A 22,858-nucleotide genomic window follows, 5' to 3' on the forward strand; every position below is an offset into this window, starting at 1 on the left:
ACTTCTCGAAGAAGTCGGGGATCTAATTTTTCACGAATGATTTAGGATTGCTATATAGAATTGGTATTAGGAAGGATCAAGCCTTAACCCAAGCGTATTGGCCTATAACTAGCTGCGGTTATCTATCTGAGCGCGTTGCAAACTTCCAGAAAAGTCAACATAAACACTTTTCCACTCTGTAAAAACATCCAAAGCAGTAGTTCCAGCTTCGCGGTGTCCGTTACCTGTTTGTTTCACACCACCAAAGGGCAAATGTACCTCTGCACCAATAGTAGGGCCGTTAATATAAGTGATACCTGCTTCGATATCGCGCATGGCAGTAAAAGCTCGGTTGATATCGCGGGTATAAACTGAAGAAGAAAGACCATAATTGCTATCGTTGAGAATTGCGATCGCATCCTCAAAGGAGCTAACCTCAATTAATGCCACTACTGGCCCAAATATCTCTTCACGGGCGACGCGCATATCAGGAGTTACATCATCCAAAATAGTTGGTTGAAAGAAGTAACCGTTTTTCAGTGAGCCTTCACTGGCAATTTCTCCACCAATTAAAACTTTTGCTCCTTCCTCACGAGCGATATCTAAATACTTCCTCACCTGTTGGAGTTGTTTTTCATTGACTATCGGGCCAATATCTGAATTTGGGTCGGTGCCAGCACCCAAGCGTAACTTACTAGTCCGCTCATAAAGCATGGCGGTAAATTTTTCTTTGATATCACGATGCAAAATCAAGCGACTGGTAGCCGTACATCGTTGACCGGTTGTCCCAAATGCTCCCCACACTGCCCCATCAAGAGCAAGTTCTAAATCGGCATCTTCCATCACCACTTGAGCGTTTTTACCACCCATTTCCAAACAGACACGCTTGTGAGTGCGTCCGCAAGTAGCACCGACAAAAGCACCCGTTTCTGAAGAACCGGTAAACGATACCAAATCGACATTGGGATGCTCAACTAAAGCTTTTCCCGCCTCTTCTCCCACACCATGCACCAAGTTAATTACTCCTGGTGGTAAACCTGCTTGTTGGAAAATTTCAATCAATTTAGTTGCACAGGCGGAAGTATCTTCGGCAGGTTTGAGAATAACTGTATTACCACATACCAAGGCTGGCATAGCTTTCCAGCAAGGAATTGCCACCGGAAAATTCCAGGGAGTAATTAAGGCACAAACTCCTATGGGCATCCGCACTGTCATGGCGAATTTATTGGACATTTCCGAGGGTGTGGTTTGCCCAAATAATCGCCTTCCTTCGCCAGCACTGTAAAAGGCACAATCAATACCTTCTTGGACATCCCCTCTAGCTTCTGTCAAGGGTTTACCCATTTCCCGACTGATTAACTGGGCAAGTTCTTCCTTATGCTGGAGTAATATTTCCCCGACACGAAAGATGTATTCTGCCCTAGCTGGGGCGGGGACTGTGCGCCAACTGCGGTAGGCTTTACGGGCGGCGGCTACTGCTGTATCTACATCTTTACCTTGAGAACGGGGAAATGTGGCAACCACTTCGGTTTTGTCAGCAGGGTTGCGACTTTCTAGGGTTGCTTCTCCTCCAGCACTCAACCATTGGCCATCTATATAATTGCGGCAAGATAGCGGAGTTGTCATTTTGAAAATCTCCGGCTGATGATCTACTGAAACTTTGTGTATTAAGTTTGCTTGCTTTCTAGGTTATCCTCAAGTTTAGGAAATTGGTATGATCACCAAATATCGATATAAAAATTAAGGGACGAACGCCAACACCCCCACAGGAGAACCAGAACCACCACGCAATCTTAGAGGTGCGATCGCTAGAGTAGTACCTTTAGGTGGTAGTTGATCCAAATTTGTCAGATTTTCCAAGACAATGCGCGGTTGTTCTAAAACTAGGCGATTAATCGCAAAACTGTTATCCTGTCCAGGATCTACACCATGAGTATCAATTCCTACCCCAGCGATTTGCCGTTCATCCAGTAAAAATTGGGTTGCATCGCTGCCAAATCCGGGAAAGTGGGGAATACCTTGAGCATCATGATTGAGGAATGCACTTTTATCCAACCACTTTTTTTGCCAACCAGTATTCAGTAAAACTACGCAGCCAGAAGAAATTTCACCGTATTCTTCTTCCCAAGCCAAAACATCAGCAATAGTCAGGGCATAATCAGGATTAACCGCTGTGGCTTGGCAAATATTGATGACCACCGCAGGTACAACTAAAGATTGGGCTGGGTATTGGTCAATTCCCACGGCAGAACTATAAAAACTGTTAGGGGCATTGATATGGGTAGCGCTATGCTCCCCCAAGGAGAAACGCCGCAGGTAATAGCCATCATTATTTAGTTCAGCCACAGTTTCAAATTCTACTATGGGATCTCCAGACCATTGGGGAATGTCTATGTCAATTACATGACTTAGGTGGATAACCTGTGTGTAGGTGATACTATTTTGACTTTGGGGTTGTATCATCCCAGCCTTCTATTATTTGTACTCAGGGATTTTTTTCAAAGGTGCGATGCCTGGGTTGGGCTACGCCTACGCAAAGATAGTACTACCATTACAAAGTTTTTAAATCAATTTTCCTGCAACACTTTACTCTTAATTCCCTATATTATGAGAAATAATCCCCCCAATCCCTGAAATTTTCAGGTTTTTTGGGGGGGTTCAAATGTTGCAGCAAAAAGTGAATTAATCTTAGTTAACAACCAATAGGTTAGCTTTTGATTAAGTTTAGGTTAAGGTTTTGTAATATCTACGTTGAGGGTTGCTCCTGTAGTGGAATCATAACCACAAACTCAGAACCTTGTCCTGGTGATGAAATACACTGGATTTGACCACCATGTTTGTTGACAACAATCTGGTAGCTAATTGACAAACCCATGCCCGTGCCTTTACCCACAGGTTTTGTAGTGAAGAAGGGGTCAAATAGGCGTTTGCGTACTTCCTCAGTCATGCCTGGGCCATTGTCGGCAATGCTAATGATTACACGGTCTTCTTGAATAAAGCTGCGAATGCGAATTGTGGGAATGGGGCATTGGGCATTGGGCATTGGGCATGGGGCATTGGGTATTTGGAAAACTTTTCCCCATTCCCCAGTCCCTAGTCCCCAGCCCCCAATCCCCAGTCCCTCTTCTAAAACATCGATCGCATTTGTCAACAGATTCATAAATACCTGATTCATCTGTCCAGCGTGACAGACTATTGGTGGCAGGTTGCCGTACTCTCGGATTACTTGGATTTCGGGATTTCCTGGTTTGGCTTTCAGGCGATTTTGCAATAGCAGCAAGGTACTATCAATACCTTCATGAATATCCACTGCCTTTGTGCCGTCTTCATCATGGCGAGAAAAATTGCGTAAAGACAGAACAATCTGCCGAATGCGTTCGGCTCCCATGTTCATAGAATCCAGAATTTTGGGCAAATCTTGCTTGAGAAAGTCTAAATCAATGGTGTGGATTTGTTGGTGAATTTCTGGTGTTGGTGGGCAGTAACTCTGTTGATAAAGGTCTACTAAGTACAGCAAATCCTTAGTATATTCACGGGCGTGGGTAATATTGCCGTAAATAAAATTGACAGGATTATTGATTTCATGGGCAATACCTGCAACCAATTGTCCCAAACTGGACATTTTTTCAGTTTGAATCAGTTGCGCTTGAGTTTGTTGAAGTTTTAGCAGCGCCGCTTCTAATTGCTGGGCTTTATCTTGGGCAGTTTGGGCGGCCATACGACTTTGGGTGTAAAGTTTAGCTTGGTCAATGGCGATCGCTAGTTGAACTGTAACTGCTTGTAATAATTCTACTTCGTTGTCCAGCCAAGACCGGAAGCCGCTGCAATAACCACAGCTAAATGTGCCAATTTCACCAGATTGAGTGTGTACGGGCAGTGACATAAAGGCAGTGAAACCAAAATCCTGCAAAAAATGTCTTGCTATGGAATCGCCCACAGTCTCTACATCATTAATACGGATGATTTCTCCGTTCAAAGTTTTAGCTGCGATTAGTTCGATTTCTGCATTAGTTGCTTCTTGGTCGTTAAGTAGACAGGGTAAAAAGGAACTTTTCGCCTCATATACTTTATCCCAGTATGGTACATCGGCATCTTGCCGATACCAAAAGAAGGCGCAGCGATCGATTTGGAATAAGTTGTGAATCTCCTGCACTGCTGTTTCCACAATGTAATTGAGATCCAAGGAAGCTCGAATCTGATTAGAAAGACGATTAAGTAGTGCTTCCCGTTGGGCACTTTCTTTGAGTGCAATTTCTGCTTGTTTGCGCTTAATGCCAATAGCAATCTCCTGGGCGGCAAATTCCAGCGCGGTAAAAGTTGATTCTGCGACTGTTTGGTGGGAAAACATGGCTATCACCCCTACAGTTTCATCTTCAACAATTAAGGGATAGCCAGCGAAGGCAACCATACCCTCTCGCTGCGCCCACTCTTTGTTACCCACGCGGGGATCTGTCTGTACAGAGTTAGTGAGGTGGGGTTTGCCCTCTTCGGCAATCAAACCAATTTTGAATTGACCGACTGGCACACATTGATGGGGCCCATTGATATGGGTGTACATCCCCGAACTGACTTGTAACTCCAATACATTATCTTGTTTGTTCAGTATCCAGATCCGAGCAAAGGCTGCATCAAGATGTTCAACTAAAGCATCGGTGCAGCGGCGCATCATGTTCTGTAAGCTGTCACTCTGGGTAAGGGCCGCATCTACATCGGCACGAAAATTTGCTAAACGTGCCCGTTCTGCTAAAGCTTCCTCTGCTTGTTTGCGGTCAGTAGTGTCATAGCAAATACCAACGAAGTTTACAATATTACCATTGGCGTCTCTAATAGCAGATAAGTTGCTTGTATGCCATCGCCAACTACCATTTTTGTGTTTTACTCGATATTCAATTGCGTCTTGTTTTTCGCTTGTTGTCAAAAGTCTTTGTAAATAATCTGCACAAATTGGCAGGTCATCAGGATGTACAAGAGGAATAAAGGATTTACCTTCAACCTCTCCAACCTCATGCCCTAAAATATCAGTCCAGTTAGGAGAAACGTAGGAAAATATCCCCTCAATGGTCAGCGCAAAAATAATATCATGGGCGTTTTCGACAATGCTGCGAAACTTGGCATCGCTTTCTATTAATGCTGCTTGAGTTTTGTCGCAGATGTCGCGGACAAGAACTATAATTTGCTGGTCTGGTAATGGTAATAACCTAGCTTCAAAAATATTGTTTTTTTCTGGTAGCGGTAAGGTATATTCAAAACTGACTTCATATTGAGTTTCAAGTACTTGAGTTATTGCTTGCTGGAAGCGATCGCCTACACCAGTCGGTAAACATTCTCGCAAACTCTTGCCCTGACAATCTCCTGGTGGAATATATAGACTCTGATTCTTTCCTGGCTTGTAATCTAGGATAATTCCATCAGCATTGAGACGAAAGTAAAAATCAGGAAGCACTTGCAAAATTGCTGCCAACTCTGATGTTTTTTGGCTTAACTGTGCTTCAACTGCTTGGCGTTTTGTAGTTTCAGCTTCCAGTTGTTCTAGTGCTTTTGCTAATTCTGCTGCTTGTTTCTTTTGTGTAATTTTACGTAAGCGGCGAGAGGAATTCGTAGATGGCGAGTAGCTTTCTGTTAGGGAAGGTTGACATACCACTCTCGGCACTTCTGTTAGGTCAATACAATAACCGATATAACCAACAAAGCTACCATCTGCTGCAAATCTTGGCGCGGCTGTATCTAAAATCCAGTGATATTCGCCATCAGCCCGACGCAAGCGATATTGCCTCTGGAAGGAATCATGTACAGCAAATGCTTTTAGGTATATATCTTCACATCGCTGTCTATCTTCTGGATGGACACTACAAGTCCAGAGATTGCCTATCTCCTCTCCTTGCCCAAATGCAGATGTACCTGTTGTTGTGCCAGTAAACTCCAGCCAATTGGAATTGAAGTAACAGTAAAGTGCATTGTATCCAGACATCCAAATCATCAGAGGAGCGGTATCCGCCTGCTGGTAAAATACTTTTTCATCCTGTTGTATTTCTGATGGGGCAATGATGATTTGGTTAATGTAGCTCTGCACCTTTTTAGAAAACACTTTTGCCTGCCTGCTCTGCCTAAATTATGAAGTTAATAGTCTGAAAATATGATTTCTTAATACATGGATATAATCTTTTTCATGCCAACCTGCTAACGATCTTAATACTTTATTTATTTTTATATGTGCAGCAATTCCTCTTTTACTGTAAATAAATTTAAAAAATGCTGAAGTTATCATTAAGATTAAGTTGAGCATTTTTGGTGAATTTTAAACTCTATATGTCAGGAAGGTTGTTTGACTTTGTTTCTTCTTAAAATCACCGATAAATTCATCTTAGCTATGCAATTTCGTTGCTGAAAAACCCGATTGAGCTTCACTAAAACTACATGATTCTCTGTCAGGCGTTTATGTCTTTACAAGAAATTCACAATACTCCAAAATTTCATACAAAATAAATATTGATTTTTTATCGAGAAGAATTCAGCATGAATTAGAGTCATGGCAATACTTGTCGGTTAAGGGGAAAAGGGGAAGGTGGGGCCCCCTCTGGGGATAAGGGGCGGGGGAAAGGGGAAAGAAAAAACCTTTAACCTTTACCCTTTAACCTTTTCCCCAAACCCAATTCCGAGTTAAAAATCCAAAACCCGAGCAGTATTGAGAGTCATGGCGACTAAAAGCCGCGGCTAAACAGGCAAAACCCACCTCTGTAGGTTTAAAACTTTTTGCTTAGGCGGATTTGGCTTGTGTAGTAGCGAATTATATTCTAATACCCTTGGGTTAGCGCCAAAAGCCTTGTATCTTAAGGACTTATGCAAAAATTGTCTAAAACTCTTATTCCTTAAATCATGTGTATAAAAGGGTTTAATACCCACATCTTTACTAGGCAGTCTTTAATCATTTGGTGGTATAAAACCCCACTTTGCTGATTCTTACTCCTGTTAGCGGTAGCGGGGCGTTTAGCCCATTCTGACTTCTGAATTCTTTTTTATTTTTCCTAACAAAACCCAATGTTTCAAAATTGTCTTGACCGTTGAAAATGCTTCATCCCACAATCGCAAGTTAAATGAGAGAAATGCTAAATGTAATATCAACAGGTTGCAACAATGGCTATAAATCACGTTTTATATGTTATAAAGCTCACAGAAATTAATGTTAGGCGGAAACTACTCTATGGAACCAGATAAACTGGGCCGTTTTAAGGAGTACGGCGAATTCATCCTCCGAAAGATAGATTCTGTGCCCCAGTACCCTTCTAAACAAGAAGATTGGGTTCCAGCTAGTCTTGATGAGTGTCTCCTGCATCTGCGGTCAGCTGCCCAGAAAACTGTAGACCTGGCAACTTCGCCTGTGAAAATTGGTGTGATGGGGGAATTCAGTAGTGGAAAAACTCTACTTTTAGGCAGTCTAATTGGATATGCTGATGCTTTGCCAGTCAGTGAAAATCCCACTACAGGTAATGTTACCGCCATACATATTATCCCGCAAGACGATTTCGCAACTACACAATTAAGTAATTTTACGGTAGAGTATCTTTCTCATGAAGGAGTACATGAGTGTCTGCGCTTCATGTTAGGGGAAGCCAATAAACGAACAACAGCAGCAGGGCTTCCTCCGATACCAGTATCAAAACTCAACTCTGGCAACGATATTATTGGCTGGTGTGAAGAAGCATGGAATAGCAGTAACAATTTAGAGCTACGTTATTTACTCCGGGAGTTGGTATTATTCCTGCGGGCTTATCAAGCTTATGGGGAAGTTATGTGTGGTGGGCACTACCAGATTGATGCTATCACCGCCCGCGAGGGGCTACAGCTAGTCGAACAGCCAATGGCAATCCAAACTCTGAAATTTGAGGATTTACCCCCAGCGCATATCCGATTACCGAGTCCACCCCAAAGGCTACCAACAAAGTTATTGCAAAACAGTTTCCCACTCATCCGCCGCGTAGATATCGATGTGAAAATCTCACGGGAAATTTGGGATTTTGCAGGTGCAGCCAAATTTATTCTCATCGACTTCCCAGGGTTGGGGGCTGCTAATTCGGGGGCTAGGGATACCTTTTTGTCACTGCGAGAATTGGCAGAAGTGCAGACAATTTTGGTATTGCTAAATGGTAAATCGCCGGGGAGCGATCGCGCCAATAAAATCTTTACCATGATGCAGCAGCAGCGACCAGGACAAGACCTGAAAGATTTAATTCTCGTAGGTGTGGGTCGATTTGATCAACTACCCCTAGACAGCGAGGGTGGCGAAAGAGAACTTGACCAACTGATTGAAGATAGCCCACATTTCTACGAAGAAACGGTTTTCCAAAAACTCAAAGTTCTGCAAACTACCATTGACGGTGCAGAGGCGTTTACAACCCAAAAAGACCGGATCGTTTTACTATCGCCACTGTTGGGATTGGCTGAATTAGCAAAACGTTCTACTACAGTCAAAGCAGGATCACCAGATTTTTTGGCTAACTTGGATTATCCTGATTATCTAGATCGGTCTAAACGGCTACAAGATAAATGGGGACGCTTAAGTCAACGACTACTAGATGCTGATCCCCGTAGCTCTTTGGGCAAACAGGTAGGTTACTTTGGTCAAGATGGGGGTCTTAGTAAACTGCGGGAATTGATTCAAACCCATGTAGCTACTCATGGTTTAAAGCAACTGTATGAAGATACTCGCAGAGCTGCTGATGTGGTGAGCCAGCAACAAGATCACTTGAAAGACATCATAGATGAAATTCACGAGCAAGGCATTCCCACAGGAGACAGTCCCGCATTTATTGAGTTGCGCTCTGTGGTCGAAAGCTTGGATAAAATCTACAGAAATTTTCAAAAAGATTTAGGAACAGAACCACTGAAAGACCGGCGCGGTGTTGTCGTCAGCGATGTAGTTAAAGACGAACTCACTTTTAGAATCCTCAATTGGAACCAGTGGACTTTACTCTTCAACAAAGCCAACAATGGAGCGATCGCTCTGGCAGAATCTAAAGGTGCAGCCGGGAAATTATTTGATCGGGGAAACCGTGTAAATACTTCCCTTCCGACTAAAAGCGATGATTTTTATCCAGTTTTTGAGAAAACCGTTAAAGAAGTAGAAGATTTTGCCCGCGATCGCATTCATCAAGCAGTGGTAGATTTGTTAAACCAACTGTCAAATTATGTCGCTCCAGAACGCGAACAATTGCAGATATTTTTTCATCCAGAAATGGAGCAAGAAATCGAAGATAAATTTGGTTTTGAAGATGCTGATCTCTTTTACAAATTATTACTAGGATGCGATCCGAATGAATGGAAAGAAGCAATCATCTCGGAAATCAGTAGTAAAGACAAAACCGTTGCACCTGAAACCATCTTTCCTCTAGCGCGTCAAGACGAGAAACACAACGTTGGTCAAATCTTTGACTGGGCACCAGAAAAAAGCCAAGGTTTACCCAGATCGAGCAATCATCAACTTTTAGTCCTGCGGCTACGAGATGAAATCACCGCTAGCGCTAGCCTTCATCTTGTGCAGTATGTTAGCGAAGTTAATCAGCAAATTAATTCCGAATTAGAAGGTATTTTGGATCAAATTATTCCGAGTTTGCAAAACCTTTCCAAAAAAGAAACTTTGCTCAGATATCTAGCGGCTGGGGAATTAGCACCTGAGATCGCAATTCCTACTTGGTTGCAGATTATTTCAGAACTTGCTGCTGTTTCTTATTTAGATGATTTGAGATGAGCTAACTGAAAAAATGACTGATTGCGATCGGCTACGGAGATGAGGATGTATTTGTGAGACGTGATGCGATTTTTTATACAATTTTCAAGCGTGTCCCAGGATTGTTTTTCGAGTTAGTAGAACAGCCACCAGCCGAAGCTAGTAGCTATCGCTTTGAATCAGTTGAAGTTAAAGAACCAACGTTTCGGATTGATGGGGTATTTTTACCTCCACCTGATGCAACATCTCAGATGATCTTTTTTGCTGAGGTGCAATTCCAAAAGGATGAGTTACTGTACCATCGCTTTTTCACCGAATCCATGCTGTATATGTATCGCAACCCGTCGCTTTACGATGACTGGTATGGGGTCATTATTTTACAGTCTCGCAACTTGGAACCGGAAAACACGACTATTCACAGATCGTTACTGAACAGTTCCCAAGTACAACGAATTTATTTGGATGAGTTAGGTAATCCTGATGAGCAAAAAGTAGGTATCAGTTTGATGCAGTTGACTATTGCCTCAGAGACTCAAATGGTGCAAGAAGCGAAACGTTTAATTGAGCGGGTGCAGCAAGAACAGATAACTGTTTTAGCTAAGAAAGAGATAATAGATGTAATCACAACTATCGCTGTTTATAAATTTGCCAACTTAAGTCGTGAAGAGGTAGAGGCAATGTTAGGAGTTAAGTTAGAAGAAACTAGAGTTTATCAAGAAGCTAAACAAGAGGGGATGGAACTAGGATTAGAAATAGGAATCCAACAAGGACGAGAGCTAGCAAAACTTGAACTTGTACCTCAGTTCTTAGCTCGCGGTATGTCGATGGAAGAGGTTGCTAAATTACTTGATTTAACTATCGAACAAATCGAACAAATAAGACTGGCAAGTGAGCAATAATCTTCAACAGAAACTTAGTAACTGGTGGAATTTTCATAGCGATGCCTACGCTTTTTCATATAAAAGCGTAGGCATCTCCCTAGATAAAAAAGCGATCGCTCAACAGAATCATTTGATACTATAATGAACCCTTTTAAATTGAACAACTATACCGATCAAGAACCAAGCGAGAAACCACAAAAAAGATTTCCGGGATGGTTTGCTTTAGATTTTGGTACGTCAAACTCCACAGTTACACTCTTCGATCCAATTGAAGTACCGATCGCAGAAATTCTCCCCAAAGAACAAGAGATGCGGTTGCGCGATCGCTTATCACAATGGCTGAGTTCTCCCGCTTCAGTCGCTTTACCAGATGTCAGCGATGATGATTGGGCAAAGTTTATCATCGAAATTAGCAAAAATCTGGAGATAGAACCCAGCCGATTGAGTGAAGTATTTGAAAGTGACAATAAAGAGCGATTTTTGGAAGCAATTCGCCAAATTGAGCTTTCTTTAGGAAACAGCGAGAGGTTTCGCCGTGCTGTCAGCAAAAAACTTTACCAAATCTATCATGAGGTATTCCGCGTCCCTACCCTAGAGTCGCAAAATCTGATCCCAGTTGTGCTGGATATCGATCGCCGCGATACGGAAATTCCTAGCGAATTGGAAATTTCGCAGTTAGGGGACTTAAAACTGCGGATGGGTAGGGAAGCTAGAGATAACCGCAAAAAAGCGATCGCTCAAGGTACAAGCAGTTCTTTAAAGGAAATTATCAGCAGATTTCACCATTCACCCAAACGTTATTTTGGTCAGGAGCGATCGTTTTCAATTATTTTGGATGGTGAAGAAGAAATAATTACTGCTAATCAACTAATCCAATCTGCTTGGGCGCATTTAATCGAGTTAACTGAAGATTACCGCCAACGCGCCCAACGCAGATTTTCAGAAGGAACTTTTTTAACAGCAGTTGTCACTTACCCCACTGTCGCCCCACCAGTTGTTCGCAAGGAAGTTAAAGAATTTGTTGAGCAATTGGGGATCGATGATGTCCAAACTGCTTATGATGAAGCCGTTTCCGTGGCAATATTCTTTTTATGGCGAGAATTTGGCGGTAATCTGAATATTGGCATTGAGTCATTCAAAACTCGTTGCCGTCAAGTAGGAAATAAATGGTCACAAAATGTCCTAGTTTTGGATATCGGCGGCGGAACCACAGACTTAGCTTTAATTGAACTGACTTTAGAAGATAAAACTCCTACCTTTGCCGATTATGAAGACCGAGGTTTAGGAGGACGTTACTATAAACTTACTCCCAAACTATTAGGTTCATCCGGTCATTTACAATTAGGTGGTGAGTTAATTACACTGCGAATTTTTAGATTATTAAAAGTTGCGATCGCAGACTTTTTATTGACAGCAGTAACAATAGGTGATCTTGAAAGCGAAAAGCTAGAAGATTTAATTAGTTCTGAATTAAACGAGCGCTTTTTAGAACAAGGCCAATTCAAAACTGGTAGTCTTTTAAAATGTATAGATAAAGAGAATCCAGAAGGCGATATCGCTTACAAAGATGCCTTAGATACTGCCGAGAAAGTATTACCCACCCGTTGGCAACAAGCACCCCAACGCCTGCAATCATTTTATATCCTTTGGGATTATGCAGAAGCCGCTAAACTTAAACTTGGGCAAAAAGCACCAGCAGATAATTCTCTATTAACCTTCACACTTACTGAGCAGCAAATTTCCGAACTACTTACCCAAAGTACCGTTAAATTGCAAGTTCAAGATCCAAATAACATCTGCGTCACCCTAGACAACCATCAATTTGAACGAGCCGCCGTTGCAGGAATTAAAGAAGCGATCGGTATTGCTAAAGGATTGATGGAAAGTCGTTTGCGTCCCGATGATCTCACCAAAGATTCTTGGAATTCCCAAAAAGTTGATTGGTTAATTCTGTCTGGAAAAACTTGTAATTTAGACATAGTGCAGCGCCAAATTTACCAAGAATTTAGTAAGTCTCCATATTTTGTCTGGAATCCAGAACGAATTACCTTTGTCTTAGAATTTACCAAATTAGCTACCTCTGCCGGTGCTTGCTATGCCGAGAAACTGCGAAGATTAAGGTTCGATCCAGAAGAGTCTAAAAGCTTGCTGCGTAAGGGAGCCAACCAGCTAGAAATAGATGTTAAAAACCTGTTTTATTATTTGCCTTGTAACTTCAAACGCAAAACCCAAAGTAACGATTTACTTACCATATTTAAAGCTGGACAAGAACTCTATCAACTCGCACCTTGGGAAACTGTCGCCAAAGTTCGGACTGCATGGCAAGGGATACAATTAACTAATATTATTTACCGTCAAGACTACGAGGATGGAGATTTACGGCTATGGGGTAGCTTTGACGGCAAAAACCTCATGAATAAACTGGGAATGCAAGAAGCAGAGTTTCTGAAAAAAATTAAAGTCCAGTTTGAGATTGACCAAACCCTTGAGTTTAATGTGTTGCTTTGTCAAGGAAATCCCCATTATTTAATTGATATTCCTGGCATTGATTTGGAATCGGTAGTTTCAGAATATTCAGCGCTATTTACTGATGGTAAATTGAACTGGAATATTGCTGTGCAAGGCTTCAATAAAGACTTAAATGATGGTGATATTGCCGTCAATGTTATTGAGTCCGCAACTGTTGATCAACCAGATGCTTATCATCTTGTATTTGAAGTAGGAAATGATGGTAGTAAATTGTTCCAAAAATTTCACTATCTGCGCGATGGTGTGACGGAACCAGGAATTGGGTTAATTAGTAATCCCTTACCTCCTTTCCCGCAAACTGGCCAGCACACTTTCTATGTTTATCAAACAGATTCAGAAACCAACAGCAAAAAATGGATAAGAATTGGCGCACTCACCAAACCAGATGTGACAACAGATTACCCTTGCCAATATCGGGTAACTCTTGATGATCAAGGCATTCTGCGGATGCACGCTGGTGAAGTACCTTACTGGACATCAAACAGTCAGGAATGTCTAAAAGAAGAGGGATGCGTTTATCTTGCTGAATTAGAATTGCAACCCAATGAAGTTGATAAAGAACGCGATCCATTTTGCGGGATACATTAAACCTCTGTGTTCCTCTGCGCTAACCTTCTCTGCGAGACGCTTCGCGAATGCGTTCCTCTGCGTTGAAAAAAATTAAGATTTTTAAACGCAAAGGGGCGCGGAGTAAACGCAAAGATACGCAGAGGTTTGCCAAGTTAATTCGCTTCACATACAGGTAATATTTGGAGGTGATATTCATGCAGCACTTGCGTCAATTATTAGAGGTAGAAAACTCAGAGTTAGCCCGGTTACTGCGGTTTAGTTTGTATGGACTAGAGGCTACTTTAAATCAGGCTCGCACAGAATTTCCACTAGATCCTGGATCTGAAATATGCGATGAGGTGCTGCAAGAACTTCATAACCTGTTGCAACCTGAACCCCCACAGCAAAATATTGGTTGGGAAGATGCGCCAGCTGATTTAAAACTCAGTCACCTGCGGGAAGCTTTTAATTCTGACTCAGAACTTAATTATTATCTGGGTAATTCTCAACTGCAAAGCACAACGGATTCTGATTTGTGGAATGAAATTCAACGTAAACTGCTGCGAGTCCCAGAGGATTTGGCTACAACTTGGCGATCGCGCACCTTGGATTTAGCTCAAGAAGTTGGTGCGATCGCAGATAATTCTAACCTCTTTCAACTTCCCTTTATCCGTGATGAAATTATCTACCCTGGACTTAGTGGTACTGTTCAAACTCAGGGGCTGAGATTGTATCAACAAGCACTTTCAAATTCTCAAAATACCCAAGGGAATGCATCCGATTTACCAGCGGCATTCCTATTTTTATATATGAATTTTATCGAAATAGACCCAGATTTACATCATGCTTTAAAGAGCGTTTTTGGCTTTGATGTCGTTTCCTTACACTCCAAACCAGAACAACGACATCAATATATTGATGCTTTAAGCGATCGCTTCCAACGCACCCAAAAAGCTGAAAAAAACACTGATCCCCTGTCAATTCTCCGTGCTTGGATTGACATGGACGAAGCCATACATTCCCTAGTATTCGTACCACCAGCTGAACGCTATTCTTGGTGGGGTAAGCTACAGCACGAATCACGACGCATTCTGAAGAAAGTCACTGATGAAGCGATTAATGCAGGTAATGAAGTGCGAATTCGCCAATTATCGGGACTTTATGCAGATATCTGTGCTTCATCTAAGGATGACTTACAACTAGATTGTGGTGGTATTCCAGGCGAAGTCTTAACTTGTCTCCGAGTATATACGCGAATTAATCAAGAAGAATCTCCTGGTCGTGTAATATTTCGCTCATCACGGTAGTTGCTGGCGAGTTTTCTAATTCTTGAGATTATGAGGCAAGGCAGACAATTTTACTAGTCCTCGCCTTGCCTCATAATCTAATGAAGGTAAAAACGTTTAAATTTAAAGGATGCCCCAGAAGTGTAAAATCCCTTGACCAGAAAATACTTCAAGTGCAACGGCGGATAAAAAACCAATCATTGCAAAACGACCGTTCCAGTTTTCGCTCTGAGGAGTAAAGCCCCAGCGCAAAGCATTAGGATCTTCTGAAACTGAAGGCGTAGTCTTCTTAACGTCTGCCATAAATAATACTCCGAGCTTTATGTTGTAACAGTTATAACTGCATGTAAAGTAATGTAACAGATTTTTACGAGAATGCAACATAAAATCAAGTTAAAATTCAGCAGCATATATTACGGGTACGTAGTTTTATCTTAACAAGTTTGCGATCCCTACGGCGGCAAGCTACGCAGCAACAGCCAATTACCTATGACTCAATACAGTTCAGATAAGACCAAAAAACTTGTAGAGACGACGATTTATCGCGTCTTATAGAAACGGCGATTTATCGCGTCTCGAAAACCCACAATTTTGTACAATTCGCCCTTAACCCAAGCGTATTGACCTATGACTCACTACCGGGAAAAAATACAGGTAAGACAAACGCCGTCAGAATTCCACCCAGTACAATCACCTCAATAATTCTGAGGTAAAAATTGTTTTGCATAAAATTATTCATTCCCGCACCCAAGTTAGTTTGTAAACTAGTCAACCAAGCACGGAAACGACTAGACCATTCAGCAGGGCTATCTTCTGGGCGAAACTTCCGCGAAAACATAGAGAGTAACAACGGCGCACCACCCACCTTGGTAGACATCAAAACATGAATCGCCACACAGCCAACCATCACAACCCAAGCACAAAGGTGGAGTGAGTACCAAATATGATGTAGCTGTCCTGCTGGAAGCCACTCTTCCTTCATCATCCTGCCAGAGTTCACAGCCAAAATAGCGGCGATAAGCATGAGAGTATTTGCCAGACGTTGCAAGCTAACCCACCAAATCGGCTTGCCAACCTGGGTTAGTTGCCGCCAAGAATCAGATTGAACAAGGCGCTTTTGTCCAGCATGAAAACTATAGAGGGCAAAAGCAGGCAGAACAAGCAAAAAACATAATGCAAAAGTGCCGTGAATGCCCTGAATATCGCCAATTTGAGGAAATGGGATTCTGCCAAATCTGCGATCGTAAGTGTTGTAAACTAGAAACCCGGTAATAATTGCTGCGATAACTAAAATTCCACTTAAGCCGTGAAGAATTCGCAAGAACAAAGGTTGATAGGGTGCAGAACGGGGCATAAAATGAGCCTTGGTAGCTTACTTCAGAAAATTGTAGCCATTCAGGAGAAAATTAACTCTTGCTTGGTCATTTCTATGCTTTAATAGCCAATGCTGAACTAAACTATGGCAAAGAGAAATATTAAGAAAAATTTGAATATATGGCAGAAGTTCTGCATTTTACAGGATTTATCAAAGGAGTGACCTATAAAACTTACTTGGATGATAATTTAAGTAGGATTAGTTTAGATGTATTTGATGTCAATAAAGAAAGGGGTTATGGATTAATCAAATCACCTACAACTGAAATTGCTTATTCAAAATGGGTATCACCTAAGAGAACCCGAAGTTATCCATTTGCCAGAATTTATAATACATATAATTCATCGAAAGTTATAACTATTATCCCGGTGATTAAAGATGAAGGCAAAGATGGCGATATAGATAAAATTCAATACTCTACAATTTCTTGGATGAATTTGCTTAATATCTATATAGTACTTGCTTATTACGAAACAGCAAAAAAAAGTACTAAAAAAGGGCAAAGTAATAAGAATAAGTTGAGTGATCAGAAATTTGCTAATGATTTTGTTAAATTTCAAATCAGCGAGATATTAGCATATCGCCAAAGCGCACTTCATTGGAATAAGAATCTATTTGAAGAAAGATTTACACAAACTTTTGAAAAAGCTCTAGATTCTTATGATTCTATTTTTCATCAAACTGGAGTAATAATTCACTCACGAGAAGGATTAGATAAATATTTACATAAAATCAGAGAAGAGTTTGAGGAATTTAAGAATATTTCTCTTAAAGGTTCTCAGAGTGCTAGTAAGAGAGAAGCACTGACTTCTCATAAACTAGAATATTTAGTAGATGGATTAAAAGCAACTTTTAGTATTGAAAACTATCTTGGCGGAATTTACTATTTGACTCCTGATGAGATAATATTCGAGAACAACATGTATATCATACAAGAGTCAAAAAATACTTCAACAGCATCTTTGCCAAAGCTCCCTGATATTCAAGATGGTTTATTCAAGCTAATTTTATTTTCTAATTTAGATTCTTTAATATTGAATGATCAGGAAGTATCATTTGTTACAAAGCTCAAGCTTACAGGTAACAATGTTATTGGTTCTATTGTCTTTCCAGATGCATCACTAGAAGAACTAGAATATTTTTTAGAAGTTAATATTAAGATTTTTAATACCAATCAAAAACTAATTATCAAAAAATTGGCTTTAGAAGCTCAAAATAATCAGAGACTTAAAATAGAAGTATCCAGTAATTTTTAAACATTATAATTCTTGGTTATGATTAAAAGTCCTTTACGATATCCTGGCGGTAAGTCAAAAGCAATAAATCAAATAGCTGAATACTTGCCAGAGAGCTTTTCAGAATTTCGAGAGCCTTTTGTGGGTGGTGGTTCTGTATTTATCTATTTAAGACAAAAGTTTCCTCATCTCAAAATTTGGATTAACGATTTAAACCGCGAACTCTTTTTGTTCTGGAAGTCTGCCCAATCTGAGCTACCTCAATTAGTTCAAGAAATTCGACATATTAAAGTCAAATATACAGATGGTAAACTACTCTTTACAGAATTAACTAGTGTAGATGTCAATAATTTATCTGATTTAGAAAGAGCGGTTAGGTTTTTCGTACTCAATAGAATTACTTTTTCAGGAACTGTAGAATCAGGTGGTTTTTCCCAAGAAGCTTTTCATAAGAGATTTACTAATTCTTCAATAGAACGACTAGAAAAGCTAGAAAATATTCTATCAGAAAACGTCCAAATTACTAATTTGGATTACAGCCACCTATTAAAATCAGAAGGAGAAGATGTATTTTTATTTTTAGATCCACCATATTTTAGTGCTACTAAATCAAAGCTATATGGTAAAGATGGTGACTTACACACTTCTTTTGAACATCAGAGATTTGCTGAACTTTTGCAACAATGTCATCATCGCTGGCTAATTACCTACGATAACTCAACGCAAATTCGAGAAAATTTTCAATGGGCTAATATTTCAGAGTGGGAATTGCAGTATGGCATGAATAACTATAAACAGAGTGGTGCAGCTAAAGGTAAAGAATTATTCATTACTAATTACGAAGTTAAACTTTATTTGGAGAAAAAATCACAAGTTCAGAATCTTGCTAATCCAGCTTTGCAATTGAGTCTGGAGATTTAAACCTAATTTTGATAGCTTTCAATTTTCCGGTAGGATAACCCCATAGCTCTCAATATAGCTACAACATACAAACCTTAGCTATGACAATTTCCCCAATCCCTGCTCAAGAATCCTCTGCTAGCTGGTATATCCTGCTGCAACAATTAATAGATGGTCAATCCTTGTCTCGTACTCAAGCTGCTGAATTGATGCAAGGATGGCTCAGTGAAGCGGTTCCCCCAGAGTTATCAGGAGCAATTTTAACAGCGCTGAACTTTAGAGGGATTTCTGCCGACGAATTGACTGGTATGGCTGAAGTATTACAATCCCAATCAAAACTGGGGACTGGTGACTGGGGACTGGGGACTGGGCAAGAATCTACCCAATCCCCAATCCCTCTAATTGATACCTGTGGCACTGGTGGAGATGGTTCTTCAACCTTTAATATTTCTACAGCGGTTGCTTTTGTCGCCGCAGCATCTGGTGTACCTGTGGCCAAACACGGCAATCGTTCAGCTTCAAGTCTCACAGGAAGCGCAGATGTATTGGAAGCCTTGGGTGTAAACTTGAGTGCATCCAGTGACAAGGTGCAAGCCGCACTGCAAGAGGTGGGGATCACTTTCTTGTTTGCCCCTGGTTGGCATCCAGCACTTAAGGCGGTTGCTTCATTACGGCGAACTCTCAGGGTACGAACAGTGTTTAATTTGCTTGGGCCGTTAGTAAATCCCTTGCGTCCAACTGGGCAAGTGGTGGGCTTATTTACTCCCAAACTTTTGGCAACTGTTGCCCAAGCTTTACAGAATTTGGGCAAGGAAAAGGCAATTGTGCTGCATGGGCGAGAAAAACTCGATGAGGCTGGGTTAGGAGATGAAACTGATTTGGCGGTGTTATCAGATGGAGAAGTGCAGTTAACTACCATTAATCCCCTAGATTTGGATTTAACACCTGCTCCCATCGGTATGCTTCGGGGTGGCGATGTCCAAGAGAATGCGGTGATTCTCAAGGCGGTACTCCAAGGTAAGGGAACTCAAGCACAACAAGATGCAGTAGCGTTGAATGCGTCGTTAGCGCTGCAAGTAGCGGGTACGATCGCACTGCTAGATCACGCCGAGGGGATTAAAATCGCTAAGGATATCCTACAAAGTGGGGCTGCTTGGACGAAATTGGAGCAGTTAGTTGAGTTTCTGGGGAATTGATTTGCGATCGCAATTGCGGACGAAATTCTACGATATTACGTTTGATGGTGACATCGTAATTGCCAAAAAAGTCATGTCCTAGAAGTCCAATTTCTAGTTCCGCACCTGCGATCGCTACTGGTACTTTATTCACTATCACCCCAGCAACTGCCATCGAATTAACATAACCCACGGGAAATTCTACAGCTCTAGCACTAGCGGTATTTGCCTTCGCTTTCCCTACTGCCACTATTCTCAAGGTATTTGCCATCTCTTGGGTGATTACAGTGCCACTGGCTCCCGTATCCACAATCATCTCAAATTTCTCCTGGCCATTGAAAGTAACTTCCACAATTGGCGTCCCACCAGCCCGCCTTTTAATTGGGGCTGTAAATACTGCTTGATCTGGAATCAGCATTACTGATGAAGGGAAACCTGAGTCTGCTGGTAAAGGTTTTGTGGCTATACGAGGTGAGGTGAACTTTGGTGCGGTTGCTATCTGGGGAACGGTAACAACTATTCTCTTCCGAGGTTCGGCAATTGGCAACGGTACAGGGCGAGGAGTAGCTTTCTGTTTGGCATATTTGATTTGGCGCTGATATTCTGTGATTTTGGATTGAGCAAAGGCAAATTCTGGGGTTTGTCGCCGGACTTTTTGCATCAGCGCGATCGCATCCTGGTATTGACTCGCCACCAATTTCCAATCATCTGAAGATTGAGCCGATTGGCTGATACTCCAAGCGCCAACGGCTTTATCTAGCCCCATCTCAAAAACACTGGGTTCACTTTCAGAAGTATCTAGTGGCTGTGTTGGGGTAGCTGCTGGTGTTGCTGGTTCGACGGCAGGCTGTACTGATGCCAGATCCCCAATTGGCGTGGGTTGCTCATTGCCACCAGTTGCAGTGTTTCGTTTGTCTTGACTACAGCCAACACACAAAACCGCTAGAGTGCTTGAGACAAAAATTAGGGTTGCACGGGATAAAAAGGACTGAAGCATAATTAATTTTAACTGCCCAAGCTTTGCCAAATCCAATCCAGCTACTTTAATTCTCTTTTAATTTTAATTAACCATTTTAAAAACTCCCAATTGCCCAACTCATGGGATAATTAGCAATCGCAGTATTGGGGAGTAAGGAATAGGGAATAGGGAATAGAGAAGAGTTTTCCCAATGCCCAATGCCCACTCCCCGATCCCCACTCCCCACTCCCCAATTTACTATGCCCCTGTCTGACGCAATACCTGCTTTACTAGTCTTGGCAGATGGAACCACTTATCGCGGTTGGTCTTTCGGTGCAACGGGAACCGCGATCGGAGAAGTGGTGTTCAACACTGGCATGACCGGCTATCAAGAAGTCCTGACTGATCCTAGTTACTGTGGTCAAATAGTCATTTTTACCTATCCGGAATTAGGCAATACTGGCATTAATCCTGAAGATGAAGAATCAGATGGCCCCCAAGTGCGGGGTGCGATCGCACGCAATATTTGTCAACGACCGAGTAACTGGCGATCGACACAATCTTTACCTGACTACCTTAAACAAAACCAAATACCAGGAATCTACGGCATCGATACCCGCGCCCTCACCCGCAAAATTCGGATGTTCGGAGCCATGAATGGTGGCATTTCTACAACCATTCTTGATGAAGCGGAATTGCTAGAGCAGGTACTAGCGGCTCCCAACATGGCAGGATTAAATCTGGTTCGTGAAGTCACCACCCCAACGGCTTATGAATGGTCAGATCCCACCATTCCAGCTTGGCAATTCAATTCTGAAGCTGCGGAAAATCTTGGGGAAGCCTTTACCGTTGTTGCCCTTGACTTTGGCATAAAACGTAATATCTTGCGTCGCCTAGTAAGTTACGGTTGTCGGGTGATTGTTGTACCTGCTGATACACCACCAGAGGAAATTCTCAAATACAATCCAGATGGTGTGTTTCTTTCTAATGGGCCTGGCGACCCTGCTGCTGTCACTGAAGGGATTGCAACTGCAAAAGCCCTCCTGTTAAGTGAAAAACCCATTTTTGGTATTTGTATGGGACACCAAATTTTAGGTCATGCACTAGGGGCAGAAACCTATAAACTAAAATTTGGTCATCGTGGTTTAAATCAGCCGGCAGGATTACAACAACGGGTAGAAATTACTAGCCAAAACCATAGTTTTGCTATTGATCCAGATTCTTTACCTACGGCAGTTGTAGAAATCAGCCACCTGAACTTAAACGATCGCACCATTGCCGGGGTACGTCACAAATCTCTACCTGTATTCTCCGTACAGTATCATCCAGAAGCCAGTCCTGGCCCCCACGATGCTGATTACTTATTTGAGCAATTTGTCCAATCCATGAGAACAGCACGTCAAGCTGTGGCTGAGGTGAGGTAAAAATGAGGAATGGGGATTGGGGACTGGGGAATAGGGAAGAGTTTTTCAATGCCCAATGCCCAATGCCCAATGCCCAATGCCCAATCCCCTATTCCAACAGATTGTAGACAATTTGCTCAAAAACCATCTATACTTGAGCGTTCACTTTAACTCATGAGGAGGGAATTATTGCTGAGCCACTAAATCTAACCGTTAGCCTGAGAGGCACTCGTGAAGTCCGGGATAACTGTCAGCTATTCCGCCTCACAGGTTTGTTAGATGCTTTTTCTGAGCCGACATTTCGCAAGACACTTGGCAGCAAGATTGACGAGGGCCCTAAGCATATTATTTTGGATCTCTCACAAATTGACTTTGTTGATAGCTCTGGCTTGGGTGCTCTGGTGCAGCTCGCCAAGCAAGCTCAAACTGCTGATGGCACTTTGCAAATTGTCACGAATGCCCGCGTAACTCAAACGGTCAAGCTTGTTCGCCTAGAGAAGTTTCTCTCCCTGCAAAAATCAGTTGAAGACGCTCTAGAAAACGTCAAGTAGTCTTGATTGCTCGACCTGAGAGTTCAATTTAGCTATCCAGATTCAACATCGGATAGCTTAATTTTTAAAACTTCTGGCAAAAAACCTCTCTCCTTGTGGGAGAGGGACAAAGCCAGTTGAGCTATTATGTTTAAAGTTGAGCAATAACTTAAAGATATAAACACCCAGTTATTGGGTATGTAATCGTTGGCTAGAATATTGGATAAGCAATCAAGTGTGAGAAATTTGTAAGAAATACAAAGCTAACAGATTTTTCTATAGGTAGACTTGACTTAATACTGTATAGTGGGAAATTGTCGCTTACTAAGTAAGTATG

The 22,858-nt window shown here is 41.8% G+C and carries 16 protein-coding genes; 10 read left to right on the plus strand and 6 right to left on the minus strand.

Annotated elements, in window-relative coordinates; translation table 11 throughout:
* Positions 1–108: 108 nt before the first annotated feature.
* The 3 genes from ABF638_RS12290 to ABF638_RS12300 all read right to left on the minus strand — a co-directional run bounded on the left by ABF638_RS12290 (position 109) and on the right by ABF638_RS12300 (position 6,064).
* Positions 109–1,605 carry an aldehyde dehydrogenase family protein gene (locus ABF638_RS12290; protein ID WP_435022989.1) on the minus strand — a complete coding sequence of 499 codons (1,497 nt, stop codon included), beginning with the start codon at positions 1,603–1,605 and terminating at the stop codon, positions 109–111.
* A gap of 114 nt (positions 1,606–1,719) precedes the next feature.
* The gene (locus ABF638_RS12295) at positions 1,720–2,442 is read right to left on the minus strand and encodes a cyclase family protein (RefSeq protein WP_435022990.1); all 723 of its coding nucleotides are present in this window, start codon (positions 2,440–2,442) and stop codon (positions 1,720–1,722) included.
* A 283-nt stretch (positions 2,443–2,725) separates the two neighbouring features.
* Positions 2,726–6,064 (minus strand): PAS domain S-box protein, encoded by a 3,339-nt coding sequence (locus ABF638_RS12300; protein ID WP_435022991.1) that lies wholly within the window; start codon positions 6,062–6,064, stop codon positions 2,726–2,728.
* A gap of 1,113 nt (positions 6,065–7,177) precedes the next feature.
* Here ABF638_RS12300 and ABF638_RS12305 point away from each other — a divergent pair.
* The 5 genes from ABF638_RS12305 to ABF638_RS12325 all read left to right on the plus strand — a co-directional run bounded on the left by ABF638_RS12305 (position 7,178) and on the right by ABF638_RS12325 (position 14,966).
* Positions 7,178–9,721 (plus strand): proteasome protein, encoded by a 2,544-nt coding sequence (locus tag ABF638_RS12305; RefSeq protein ID WP_435022992.1) that lies wholly within the window; start codon positions 7,178–7,180, stop codon positions 9,719–9,721.
* 53 nt (positions 9,722–9,774) lie between these two features.
* Positions 9,775–10,599, plus strand: coding sequence for an Rpn family recombination-promoting nuclease/putative transposase (locus tag ABF638_RS12310; protein ID WP_435022993.1), 825 nt, complete (start codon positions 9,775–9,777; stop codon positions 10,597–10,599).
* The gene (locus tag ABF638_RS12315) at positions 10,589–10,723 is read left to right on the plus strand and encodes a hypothetical protein (RefSeq protein ID WP_435022994.1); all 135 of its coding nucleotides are present in this window, start codon (positions 10,589–10,591) and stop codon (positions 10,721–10,723) included. Before ABF638_RS12310 ends, ABF638_RS12315 begins: the two co-directional genes overlap by 11 nt.
* A complete protein-coding gene (locus ABF638_RS12320) occupies positions 10,723–13,698 on the plus strand; it encodes a molecular chaperone (RefSeq protein WP_435022995.1) in 2,976 nt (991 codons plus the stop codon). The genes ABF638_RS12315 and ABF638_RS12320 overlap by 1 nt, the downstream gene beginning before the upstream one ends.
* Before the next feature lie 176 nt (positions 13,699–13,874).
* Positions 13,875–14,966, plus strand: a complete 1,092-nt coding sequence (locus tag ABF638_RS12325; protein ID WP_435022996.1) for a hypothetical protein — start codon at positions 13,875–13,877, stop codon at positions 14,964–14,966.
* Between the two features lie 102 nt (positions 14,967–15,068).
* On the opposite strand, the gene ABF638_RS12330 is transcribed toward ABF638_RS12325, so the two are convergent.
* The gene (locus tag ABF638_RS12330; RefSeq protein ID WP_069071239.1) at positions 15,069–15,248 is read right to left on the minus strand and encodes a high light inducible protein; all 180 of its coding nucleotides are present in this window, start codon (positions 15,246–15,248) and stop codon (positions 15,069–15,071) included.
* 322 nt (positions 15,249–15,570) lie between these two features.
* A complete protein-coding gene (locus ABF638_RS12335) occupies positions 15,571–16,299 on the minus strand; it encodes a cytochrome b/b6 domain-containing protein (protein ID WP_435022997.1) in 729 nt (242 codons plus the stop codon).
* Positions 16,300–16,439: 140 nt separating this feature from the next.
* Here ABF638_RS12335 and ABF638_RS12340 point away from each other — a divergent pair, with 140 nt between their 5' ends.
* From ABF638_RS12340 to trpD, 3 genes are all read left to right on the plus strand, one after another.
* Positions 16,440–17,576, plus strand: a complete 1,137-nt coding sequence (locus ABF638_RS12340) for a hypothetical protein (RefSeq protein ID WP_435022998.1) — start codon at positions 16,440–16,442, stop codon at positions 17,574–17,576.
* Positions 17,577–17,594: 18 nt separating this feature from the next.
* Positions 17,595–18,476, plus strand: a complete 882-nt coding sequence (locus ABF638_RS12345) for a DNA adenine methylase (RefSeq protein WP_435022999.1) — start codon at positions 17,595–17,597, stop codon at positions 18,474–18,476.
* An 80-nt stretch (positions 18,477–18,556) separates the two neighbouring features.
* The gene (trpD, locus tag ABF638_RS12350; RefSeq protein ID WP_435023000.1) at positions 18,557–19,651 is read left to right on the plus strand and encodes an anthranilate phosphoribosyltransferase; all 1,095 of its coding nucleotides are present in this window, start codon (positions 18,557–18,559) and stop codon (positions 19,649–19,651) included.
* On the opposite strand, the gene ABF638_RS12355 is transcribed toward trpD, so the two are convergent.
* Positions 19,581–20,627, minus strand: a complete 1,047-nt coding sequence (locus ABF638_RS12355) for a retropepsin-like aspartic protease family protein (RefSeq protein ID WP_435023001.1) — start codon at positions 20,625–20,627, stop codon at positions 19,581–19,583. The two genes, trpD and ABF638_RS12355, sit on opposite strands and share 71 nt — an antisense overlap.
* 221 nt (positions 20,628–20,848) lie before the next feature.
* On the opposite strand from ABF638_RS12355, the gene carA reads away from it, so the two are divergent.
* Positions 20,849–22,012, plus strand: coding sequence for a glutamine-hydrolyzing carbamoyl-phosphate synthase small subunit (carA, locus tag ABF638_RS12360; RefSeq protein ID WP_435023002.1), 1,164 nt, complete (start codon positions 20,849–20,851; stop codon positions 22,010–22,012).
* 164 nt (positions 22,013–22,176) lie between these two features.
* The gene (locus tag ABF638_RS12365) at positions 22,177–22,542 is read left to right on the plus strand and encodes an STAS domain-containing protein (RefSeq protein ID WP_084227153.1); all 366 of its coding nucleotides are present in this window, start codon (positions 22,177–22,179) and stop codon (positions 22,540–22,542) included.
* The last annotated feature ends 316 nt before the right edge of the window (positions 22,543–22,858 follow it).

The organism is Nostoc sp. CALU 1950, from assembly GCF_051172895.1.
Lineage (GTDB): Bacteria > Cyanobacteriota > Cyanobacteriia > Cyanobacteriales > Nostocaceae > Nostoc > Nostoc edaphicum_A.